This window comes from Pseudidiomarina sp., from assembly GCF_048268165.1.
Lineage (GTDB): Bacteria > Pseudomonadota > Gammaproteobacteria > Enterobacterales > Alteromonadaceae > Pseudidiomarina.
Window position 1 is genome coordinate 1 of sequence record NZ_JBLWWA010000018.1, and the last position, 9,664, is coordinate 9,664.

Consider the following 9,664-nt stretch of genomic DNA (forward strand, 5'->3'; position numbering starts at 1 on the left):
AGTCACGGAATCAGGACTACAATAAACAGCGCCCTCATGGCAGTATCGGAAATCTACCGCCGGTGTCTCGAATACCGAAGCTGCGTGAACAACGTGTTTAGTATTCACACCTAACCATAAAAGGTTTTCGACACTTCTGGGGCTTTGTGAAGCCCATAAACGAAAAAAGCCTGTAAAAACAGGCTTTTAGCTTTTGCAATTTGGGGTGGCGGGTTTCGAACCCTATTCATAGGCTTTTCGTTGTTCCGCTATGTGTCTCTATATACGTAGAAACAACCAGTTATTCTATACCAACATGCTGGTTGTAGAGCTATACTGAGCAATTTTTTCGACACTTTTTCGACACCTTTACATAAAAAATCTTGGTTGACGATAAAATTCAAATATATATTATTTTTTATTTTGTATGAATTTTAAAACAGCTATTCTGGGTTTGCCTTCTCTTAAATTTTCTTCTATAAACGATACTTCTCTTAAATGAGAAACATCTTTGAAAGGGTCGAAAACTATTTTATTGCTTTTTAGAATAGGTATTTCATCACATAATTTTTTTCTTCCTGCGATGATGTCTATCAGTAACCATTCATCTATTTCTATTACGGGGCCATATTCGTCGAATCTAGTTTTAAATGAAGATGAGGTATTTCGGGGTTTAACTCTATTACTGATTTCAAATTTGTCTATAGGGTTATAATATCGCCACCTTCTGAAATCAACTTTTGAAAAACAATCTATTATATCAGGAGTTAATGGATTTCGAGCATTATCGTTTATGTAGACATTGAACTCTGTATTGCTATCTGTACCTTTTGGTTCTTTATATTCAGGCTCAATGCGAACAAGTAGTACGCCTGATATTGATGTGTTATCTGTAAAAATCTTATCTATGACACGTTGCTCATCTAATTTACTATGGCTGAATTTTGAAGAAATGGCTGGGTTTTTATCAGTGCCTACTAATATTAACCTGGGTTCATCTTTGATTTTGTGCTGTTTACATTTTAATTTTAGTACGCGATATAAGCTGTTGTCTTTTATTTCTTTTGTTGATTCCATTACTGTGGAAAATGTGACTTTAAAATCACCTTTTTTTTGCGGATTGTAAATAATTATGAAATGATAGTTATCAGACTTTTTTTCAATGATGACGTTAGGGTTTTTTTGAATTTCTTCGAAAAAATCTCTTATCAATCCTTGTGATATTTCTTTTTTTATTTGATGTAATTCAGGTAGTTGCTGCTTAGGTTTGTTTTCTTCTCTTGTGTGGTAGAATGAAAGTTGGATTGTTTCCGGGGGGATTTTTCTTCGTTTTGCTTCTTTTGTAACTGCCTGATCTAACTCTTCTCTCTTCTGTTCTTCTTTCCAGAATTTAGGATATAGAAATGCTATTTCAATCCATGCATAAGTACCGGATTCACAAATGAGCTTTATATCAGGGCTTTGTCCTTCTCTGGATTCGTACTCTATTTTTCCTATTTCAGAAAGTTGGTCTATGGCAATTAATTCGAATATGGCAGCTGAGCGGTGCTCTACACTTCTTAAGTTTCCTCTTATTTGGCTAAGAGTATATCCTAGTAATTCTTCACAGTGTTCCAGAAGTGCGCTGACTTGATCTTCTCTTAACATCTCATATCCCTTTTTTTATTGGGATTGATTTAAATATACTGTATTATAGGTATCGATCTATTTATAAAAATTAGGATGTTCGGTCGAGTTTACCGCTTTCATTAAATGAAGGATATTCATTTTCCAGAATGATCGGAGCCACGACGCCAGCAACAAGGACACCGCCCATGATGTGTAGCCAGAGCGGGGCAAGATCGTTTTTATAGATATTGCTCATCCTAAAATCAGTACGCTTTTGAGGCTCGGGTGACATTTATACTATTAAATCAGCAGGCCATATAAAGTATGCCCCGAATCGTTTGCTGTATTTGTATTCACCACCAATGTTTTTTCCTGCTTCCGTAATGTGAGTTTTATCACCGTTTTCCTGCAGATAGCCTCTTTCGATACATTTCTTAAGGAAGTCTTGTGTTGATAGTCCCAGTATCTTGGCTAATTTTGATGATGTTATTTTTGTATTTTCGTCACTTGAGGGCTTGGTTGTGCTTGCGTCGGTGTCTTCTGATTTTATTTTTTCAAGTGACATTCTTACTTCATCGCTGACTCGTATGATGCGCTGTGCTTCTTCAAAGGTGTCCCGGTATAGATCTGGATCGTCTGATCTGGATAGATAGATACCCATTTCGTTGTTGTTGATTTGGCTGAATTCGTACAGGTTTAGACTTGTAATAATTGCGCTCTCTTCATTGAGATAACATTTCGCATGTAGGTTTTTACAGAAACTGGTTCGGATGTAGTCTAATTCGCGCAGCCAACTAACCTCGTCCGGGTGTAGGTCGTTTTTGCCGTATACGATCCTAATATCGATTTTAAGTCGGTTTTTGTCTTCTAGGAGTTCTTTTACTCGATCGTTTAGGCGTAGGAAGGGGCTGATTAGGATCAGTCTTTCAGATGCTTGTTTTATCAGCTCTTCAAGAAAGTAGTTAGTTGCGCTCGTGTTTAGAAATTTGGCCATTGCTCTTTCCTTGATTGGTTACTCATGCTTATCCCTCCTTGTTGTTGAACCAGCGCTCCATCGCTTGTTTTGCAACTGCTAGCCCGCGTTTACTGCTCTTCAGCCTGAGTGCTTTACTTGGTCAAGTTTTGGGCTGATTTGACCCGCTTCAGGTGCAACGTTTCCAGTTAGTAGCCAAAGCGCATATTGTGGATAAATTTTTGATAGCGCTTCGGCTTCATCAATGCCTAGGCGTGCTTTTCCCCGTTTGATGTTCTGCCATCGTACATATTCTTTGCTGTTCGGAACGGCCAGGTCTTTAAGACTTGTTCTTTCAAGCAATAGCAATGCTCTATCTAAAGCCTTTTCGACCATTTAAAAATCCAATCAATGTTCTATATACATAAACGGGAGGCAGTGTATTATTAACATATGTTCATGGAACATAATTAACCAAAACCCTAACAACACCCGATTATAGGGGCGCAACCATGGAACAACAACCGATTACCCCAGTCGCAACGCCGGTCCCGCCACTCATGCCGTGGCGTGAATTCGCTGACTGGATTCGAATGGAACAGTCGGTAGTACGTGGCTGGATCGAGAATGGTTACCTTCCATCCGAGCGTATTGGCAAACACCGCCTGGTTAACATTGCGCTCCTGTCACAGCAGCTGCTTGAGAAGGAGTCGATCTGATGAGCTTTCTCAACGGCACCAAAGTCGGCTTTCGTTTCTGTGCATGGAGTCTGGAGCAGGGCAGACCACTCCCTGACAAGATTCCACACAATCCGCGTTTCAATGCTTTTCAGCGTGGTTTTGTGGCGGCAATAGATTGCTCCCACATTTTGGCTGAAGGCTTATCCAGGAACATGCCTGTTTCACGCTTAACTGAGGAGGTGAGCTGATGGCTATCACAATTGGAAATATCGTTGTTGATACAGATAACCATCATATTGCTAAGCGCGTTGTCAGCCGTGCTGAATATCAAAAAGCCGTCCGGGGCGTTATCCAGGTAATGGGTGAGCGCTATCGCTGGTCAGATTTGCAGCAGTATCAAGAGCATGGTGGTTTCACGTCTCGTCGATCTAAGCAGGTTCGCTGATGGAACAGCTCTATACCTCTCACCAGATAGAGTGCCCTGATCCTGACTGTACTTCGCTTGCACAGTCAAATACGGCATGGATTGAGTCAGGCCAAATTGTGTCAGTCCGTTACCTGTGTCCTGCCTGTCGTACCAGTATCGAGGTAGGCGAAGGTCATTTTGATGTTGACTGGCACTTTGATTCCGACGCCTTTTTCTTCTTCCGTTCTGAATCTTCTTTCCCGTCTCCCACTGATCAGGACTGCACTCCTGATGGGGGCGTCAGTGCTAACAGCCCTGACGTTAATTCGACTGGCTGGGCCGATGAATAAACGGCTCCGCCAACTTGTGGTACCGGCAAAGGACATCGGCTTTTGCCTGTTGTGTGGTTCACGTCCCTGTGAGTGTGAAAAGAAAAAGCAAGAGTATGAGCAGTATTTGAAATCCTTTGATCTGGAAGCGTGCATCGAAAAATGGCGCTCTAAACGATCAAGAAAGGAAAAATCTAACTCAGCCAAATAGGTGAAGTCATGGAATTTACAGCACAAATTGATGCCCTTCAGGTGTCCCGCTATGAAATCGACGGTAACAAGGGTGCCAGCATTATGGCCCTGGGTGAAAAGCTTGAAAGCGAAAACCTAGCCGGTAAAGAAGTCATCAAATACGCCTGTCCTTACGACCTGTTTTCCCAGCTTGGGGCATCGCTCCCTGCAAGGCTTGATTGCGTTATGGCTATCAGTCAGGCCGGCGGCAACAAGGGCAAGGTAGTCGTGAAGTCCGCCAAGCTGGCAGTTGCTCAGAAGTGATTACCCACCCCTGTTACGGCCACGCTGCCTGATTGAATAGCGCCCTCGGATCGGCGGGGGTCGCGTAGCGACGTCCGCCGATCGGCGCAAGAGGCAGCGGGCCAGCTACAGCACGTGACGCTTATTAATGGGATACAGGTACATGAACAGCCTTGAAGCAATAGAACTCTTTTTACTTATCGCACCCTTGAACGTTATTACGGTCGTTCTTGGCCTGCTGATTTATGACCTAATTGGCTGGCTTGCCTCCCTGTTCCCGCCGCGCTCAAAGGCTGTTGATCGTGGCTGATGTACTGATTTGCACCGATTGGAACGCCACCGCAGCCACCTGCGACAGCGTCACCCTGGTGCCCAATGTCTACCTGTTCAGCAGTGACTCGGTTCAACAGATCGATCTACTGCTGAATGGGGGATTCGACCCTCAGGCCTTTGGAATCGGCTTCGTGGGTTTTATGTCTCTGTTTGCTATCGGGTTAGCAACAGGTTTGGTTGTTTCTCAGTTGAGGAAAATTCGATGAAAAATGTATTCAAGAAAGTTGGTTATGGCCTGTCCACTGCGGCTGCATTCGTGGGTGCTCAAGCTCAGGCGGCCATTGATGTCGCGGCGGTTGGTACCGAGATTGAAGCCGCTGGTACGGCTGCAAGTTCTACCGGCACGTATGTGATCGCAGCGGTTGCCGCTGTTTGCGGTGTAGGCCTGATTATCGGCCTGATCCGCCGAATCTAATGATCTGGTCCCTGTTGCTTGGTGCCTTTGCTGCATCCATGTTTATTACAGGGTGCCGTCTAGGCTGGTACGTTTAACAAGGGGCCTTCGGGCTCCTTTTTTATTTAACTCTTTGGGGCTAGTAAATGAAATCTTATTTCACCCGTTTTCTTTTGCCCTTATTGTGCTCGCTGCCTCTCTTTTTGTCGCAACCATCTAGAGCGTCCGACTTCTTTTATTATTATGGCAATTACAAAGGATCAACTGCAGAGGAGGCCTTATCAAATCTTGTTTCTGATTTCTCTCCGTATACCTCAGGTGCTTATAAATATGTTTCACGATCTGCTGAGGGCTGTCCCGAATTTTCAACGTCTGGAACGCCTCCTGCCTGGTATGACTGCTATTATCGTACGTATTTTTATTACTCAGGATCAGAAACATTAGCATCAAGCCTTTCTGACGTCCGATTCAAACGGAATACATGTACGGCTGAACAAATTGCTGATCCAAGTCATGCGTGCTATTCAGAACCTGAACCGGAATGCCCTGCTCCTGGTACATCCTTTTCAGGCATTCCCAATATTGATGCCCTTGGTTCATACGGTGTTGATGCTGATGGCTGCCAAGTTGTACCTGTTTATCAATGGTTACCGCCGTCTGAATGTGATGACGGGTCGGGCCAGGCATGTCGTGCTATATCTGGCTATCAGTATGGTGATACACCACCTGAGATACCACCTAAACCGTGCTATGACGAAAACGGTACGTTAACGGGCACTGTTTCCCCCAATGTGAGTTGCCCAACCGGTGGTAGTCCTGGTGATGACGGCTCCGGTGACGGATCAGGCGATGGCTCCGGTGACGGATCGGGCGATGGTTCCGGTGACGGATCGGGCGATGGCTCCGGTGACGGATCGGGCGATGACTCTGGTGAAACTGATAAGACCATCTGTTCTGAACCTGGTATGTCTGAAACCTTGATGTGTCAATCCTTCGATTATCAGTCTCAAGGTGACTCCGAAGGCCGAGAACCTGACGGATTTGATATTGATCCGCTCGAACAAGAGATAGAACAGGAGTGGTCAAAATTACGCGACGTTATCACGGATACCCGCTCTAAAATTTCAAACACATTTAGTTTATCCCTTTCGGGTGGGGGTGGTGCACTGCCGTGTTTTCCTATAGTCGACTGGAACGGTGTGACCCGTCAGACCTGCCTGTCTGATTATAGTAGTGAGCTGAACGTTTTAGCGGCTGCAATATTTTTTATGTGCGTGATTATTGGCATTCTTATTATACTGAGGTGATCCATGCTTGAGTTTTTCAATGATGTTATTTCATTCTTTGGTGACATTAAAGATTGGATTTATTCGGGAATTTACACGTTCACCGTTGATGCATATGCCTATTTTATTAAACAGTCCGTTAAAGCCTACATTGGATTTTTGATTACTGCGATTCCTTTTGCCTGGGATGTGGCTCAATCCATTATTGACGACCTTAATATTTCATCCTATCTGGATAGTGCTTGGGGTACTTTGGATGCTCCCACCCGTAGTGTTCTCGCGTACTTGCGTATCCCTGAAGGCATTAATTTTATTCTCTCATCCGCTGTTACTCGCTTTGTTCTCAGGTTTATTCCGGGGTTCTAATTATGTCTATTTCTATTCACCACGGTGCAAACGGCTCTTTTAAAACGGCTGGTGTTATATCGGATTATTTCATTCCTGCAGCCAAGGCGGGCAGGGTTGTAGTTACGAACATTAGAGGTGTCAGCCGTGAACGTACCTTCCTGCATATGCAAGATGTACCTGATTCCTTCGATGTTGTGTTTATTGATACTGATACCCGTCAGGGGCGTTATCAGATGGCCACCTGGTTCCACTGGGCACCTTTGGGTGCTCTGTGCCTCTTTGATGAATCCGGTGTCATGTTTCCAAAGGCGTGGCGTCAAAAGGACTTGGATGCTCTCGATTATCCAGGGGGACCTGATCAGGCTTCCATTGATGGCAGGCCAGCAAACTGGATCGAAGCCTGGGAGATGCACCGGCATTTCAACTGGGACATTGTATTAACCGCTCCCAATATCAAATCCATACGTGACGACATTCGCCAGACGACTGAAGGCGCGTACAAGCACAAAAACAAGGCCCTTCTAGGTCCTATGTTCAGGGGTTATAAAGAGGGATATCACGATGCTCAAAAAAACGGACAATCCGCCTCAGACTTTGACGTCATACGAGATAAACGGGTTAACCCTTTGGTCTTTAGACTCTACGACTCCACAAAAACGGGTGTCGCGTCTCAAACGCTTAATGGCTTTAACCTCTTTAAATCGCCTCGTATCGTATTTGCGCTGGGTATCGCCATTGCCGCTTTCGTCTATGCAACAGCGACCGGAGGGTATGAAATTCTCCTTGGTACTCGGACTACTACGCAAGCTCAGCCAATTGCTCCTGCTCCCGATCCGTCTGTTGATCTCCCTTCTCAAGCTCCTGTACCCGTTTCTGTCGTTCCTCCTGTTCCGGTTGATGATTCTGATAACCGTGATGTGGTGCCTCGCCCAGACCGTCAAGCTGGTTCTATAGAGTCTGGTCCCCTTTCTGGTTTGAGGTTGTGGATCTCGGGTTATGTGACGGCACCCAACCGGATTTATTACTCACTGAGTGTCCTGGTTGATGGTGACCCAGTTGAATACCTGGCATCCGACCTGCGTCAAATGGGCTATCAGTTCAATGGTTATGGCCGCTGCTACGGCGAAATTGTCTATCAAGGTGAATCGTATCCCGTGACCTGTGTTCCCCTGGTGCTTCGCAATGACAGTGTGAGCCCGTCCGGGGCGGTGCGTGAGGGGCGAAATGTTGAGCATACGAACGCACCGCCCCGGACGGCCCTGTAGCACGTCTCAAATGATTACAACCAGTGGCTGGTTAAACAGCTATACACCCTTGTTACATCAGGTGCAGATGATGAAGAAAGAATCCTTAACCCGTAGAAACCAGAATTTTGAATCCTGTGAAGAGGGGCGTTTCTTCGTAACCCCCACATTGGAGACTGTAGACCTCTCGGGTGTCCGTGTTATTGATTGCTCCGTTGATACGGTGCGTCAGTTGTATAACGGGATGCTTGATCATGACCTCCTGGACAACTTGGAGGAGAGGTTAGAGGCAGAGCATCGTCCAGTGATTGAGTACCAGGGGCATCTATGGCGGCTCAAAAGAGGCGGTAAGGCCGGTTTTAAATTCCTGCTGCAGAATGCTGAATTCGGCGTGATCATCATGGTGAAGAACAACCACACCACGGCTGACTGTGCGGGGAGTCATTGCAAGATTGAAGTATCACCCAAGCTGATCCGTGACCAATCCCCCGACGTGCTTCAGTACCAGATGGACGAACTCGCGGCAGGCTGGTTTGTAATAGCTCCGTCCCCCTGTGGTGTGGCCATTCACCTGGCTACTGACTGGCAAGGGTGGGTTCCCCCGTCTGACTTCGTGGACCGTTTGACCTGCCGATCTCAGCGGGTCAGCGACCGTAACGGCTTCCAGTCGCTTGAAGTCACCACCGGCGAAGTCGCCAGTATCTATGGCCGTGGTCAGTCCTACACCTTCGGCACCGTCTCCAGTTTGCAGGCAGCCTTGTACAACAAGTCACGGGAGATCGTCGCCCATGACAAGATCGACTATTTCCACGGCATCTGGAGTGCCAAGGTTGATCACGACCTGACAACCCCTCTTTGGCAACCGGATCAGGATGTATGGCGCCTTGAATTCCGTTTCTCTCAAACGGTGCTCCGTCAGTTTGCCGACTACAACACCACCGAAGAGAAGAAATGCAATCTCAGTACCTATGAGGCTGCATCCGAGTATTTAGCGAACCTCTGGGCCTATGGGCTGGATCGTTTCCGGCTCGATTTGAATAGACGTTACGTGGACCCGTTCTGGACCCTGCTGAATGAGGATACCGACTGGATTAAGCCGGCGTCTGACTTCATCCCCAAGCGGAAGTACAAAACGGCTGGGATCGGGAATGAACGCAACGTTGCTCTTGCCCTGGGCAACCTCTTGTCGATCTACGCCAGGAACAATATTACCGCTCGCAAGGCATGGAGCTGCCTAAAAAAGTCCGGTCTATGGCGTGATCTGATGGGGTATATCAAGGCCAGAGACCTCACAAAGGCTGACCTCTTTGACCTGATCGAACGGGGTCTATTGGAGCGACGGCTAACGAGTAAGGTGGCAGCATAGTGGCGATTACTTCTTTACCCGATGGTCGTTGGAAGGTCGATATTGAACCGATCAAAGGGCGTCGTTTCCGCCGCATACTCAAGACTAAAGCGGACGCAAAACGCTTTGAGCTGGTGTGCAAGCAGAAAGTTACTCTGGAACCGGAGTGGTCACCCAGGGCCAAGGATCTGCGGAAACTGAGTGAGCTAATCGAACTCTGGTATGACCTGCACGGCCACACTTTGCGCGATGGTGTGCGCAGGAAGACTGCGCTTATGAATATGGC

The 9,664-nt window shown here is 46.4% G+C and carries 16 protein-coding genes and 1 pseudogene; 13 read left to right on the plus strand and 4 right to left on the minus strand.

The window, feature by feature from the left end; genetic code table 11:
• Window positions 1–390: 390 nt before the first annotated feature.
• The 4 genes from ACN0UY_RS12150 to ACN0UY_RS12165 form a co-directional block, all read right to left on the minus strand.
• On the minus strand, window positions 391–1,626 hold the full coding sequence (locus ACN0UY_RS12150) for a hypothetical protein (protein ID WP_417667430.1): 1,236 nt from the start codon (window positions 1,624–1,626) through the stop codon (window positions 391–393).
• Between the two features lie 70 nt (window positions 1,627–1,696).
• Window positions 1,697–1,843 (minus strand): hypothetical protein, encoded by a 147-nt coding sequence (locus ACN0UY_RS12155; RefSeq protein WP_417667432.1) that lies wholly within the window; start codon window positions 1,841–1,843, stop codon window positions 1,697–1,699.
• A gap of 36 nt (window positions 1,844–1,879) precedes the next feature.
• Window positions 1,880–2,581, minus strand: a complete 702-nt coding sequence (locus ACN0UY_RS12160) for a phospholipase D family protein (protein ID WP_417667434.1) — start codon at window positions 2,579–2,581, stop codon at window positions 1,880–1,882.
• A 99-nt stretch (window positions 2,582–2,680) separates the two neighbouring features.
• Window positions 2,681–2,935 (minus strand): DNA-binding protein, encoded by a 255-nt coding sequence (locus ACN0UY_RS12165; protein ID WP_091828189.1) that lies wholly within the window; start codon window positions 2,933–2,935, stop codon window positions 2,681–2,683.
• Window positions 2,936–3,051: 116 nt separating this feature from the next.
• Here ACN0UY_RS12165 and ACN0UY_RS12170 point away from each other — a divergent pair, with 116 nt between their 5' ends.
• The 13 genes and pseudogenes from ACN0UY_RS12170 to ACN0UY_RS12230 all read left to right on the plus strand — a co-directional run.
• Window positions 3,052–3,258, plus strand: coding sequence for a hypothetical protein (locus tag ACN0UY_RS12170; RefSeq protein ID WP_091828190.1), 207 nt, complete (start codon window positions 3,052–3,054; stop codon window positions 3,256–3,258).
• Window positions 3,258–3,467: a hypothetical protein gene (locus ACN0UY_RS12175; RefSeq protein ID WP_417667436.1), complete on the plus strand. Its 210-nt coding sequence runs from the start codon at window positions 3,258–3,260 to the stop codon at window positions 3,465–3,467. Before ACN0UY_RS12170 ends, ACN0UY_RS12175 begins: the two co-directional genes overlap by 1 nt.
• Window positions 3,467–3,664: a hypothetical protein gene (locus tag ACN0UY_RS12180; protein WP_417667437.1), complete on the plus strand. Its 198-nt coding sequence runs from the start codon at window positions 3,467–3,469 to the stop codon at window positions 3,662–3,664. Before ACN0UY_RS12175 ends, ACN0UY_RS12180 begins: the two co-directional genes overlap by 1 nt.
• 162 nt (window positions 3,665–3,826) lie before the next feature.
• The gene (locus ACN0UY_RS12185) at window positions 3,827–4,165 is read left to right on the plus strand and encodes a hypothetical protein (RefSeq protein WP_417667438.1); all 339 of its coding nucleotides are present in this window, start codon (window positions 3,827–3,829) and stop codon (window positions 4,163–4,165) included.
• Between the two features lie 8 nt (window positions 4,166–4,173).
• Window positions 4,174–4,449, plus strand: a complete 276-nt coding sequence (locus ACN0UY_RS12190) for a hypothetical protein (protein ID WP_091828192.1) — start codon at window positions 4,174–4,176, stop codon at window positions 4,447–4,449.
• Between the two features lie 142 nt (window positions 4,450–4,591).
• Window positions 4,592–4,738: a hypothetical protein gene (locus ACN0UY_RS12195; protein ID WP_417667439.1), complete on the plus strand. Its 147-nt coding sequence runs from the start codon at window positions 4,592–4,594 to the stop codon at window positions 4,736–4,738.
• Window positions 4,731–4,967, plus strand: a complete 237-nt coding sequence (locus ACN0UY_RS12200) for a hypothetical protein (RefSeq protein ID WP_417667440.1) — start codon at window positions 4,731–4,733, stop codon at window positions 4,965–4,967. The genes ACN0UY_RS12195 and ACN0UY_RS12200 overlap by 8 nt, the downstream gene beginning before the upstream one ends.
• Window positions 4,964–5,176 carry a major capsid protein gene (locus ACN0UY_RS12205; protein WP_417667442.1) on the plus strand — a complete coding sequence of 71 codons (213 nt, stop codon included), beginning with the start codon at window positions 4,964–4,966 and terminating at the stop codon, window positions 5,174–5,176. The genes ACN0UY_RS12200 and ACN0UY_RS12205 overlap by 4 nt, the downstream gene beginning before the upstream one ends.
• A gap of 125 nt (window positions 5,177–5,301) precedes the next feature.
• Complete coding sequence (locus ACN0UY_RS12210; protein ID WP_417667444.1) at window positions 5,302–6,462, plus strand: hypothetical protein; 1,161 nt, start codon at window positions 5,302–5,304, stop codon at window positions 6,460–6,462.
• A 3-nt stretch (window positions 6,463–6,465) separates the two neighbouring features.
• Window positions 6,466–6,807, plus strand: coding sequence for a DUF2523 family protein (locus tag ACN0UY_RS12215; protein ID WP_091828197.1), 342 nt, complete (start codon window positions 6,466–6,468; stop codon window positions 6,805–6,807).
• A gap of 2 nt (window positions 6,808–6,809) precedes the next feature.
• On the plus strand, window positions 6,810–8,054 hold the full coding sequence (locus tag ACN0UY_RS12220; RefSeq protein WP_417667446.1) for a zonular occludens toxin domain-containing protein: 1,245 nt from the start codon (window positions 6,810–6,812) through the stop codon (window positions 8,052–8,054).
• Window positions 8,055–8,121: 67 nt separating this feature from the next.
• A complete protein-coding gene (locus ACN0UY_RS12225; protein WP_417667448.1) occupies window positions 8,122–9,399 on the plus strand; it encodes a hypothetical protein in 1,278 nt (425 codons plus the stop codon).
• Window positions 9,399–9,664, plus strand: a pseudogene (locus ACN0UY_RS12230) (hypothetical protein); the annotation flags it as partial. The gene ACN0UY_RS12225 and the pseudogene ACN0UY_RS12230, both read left to right, overlap by 1 nt.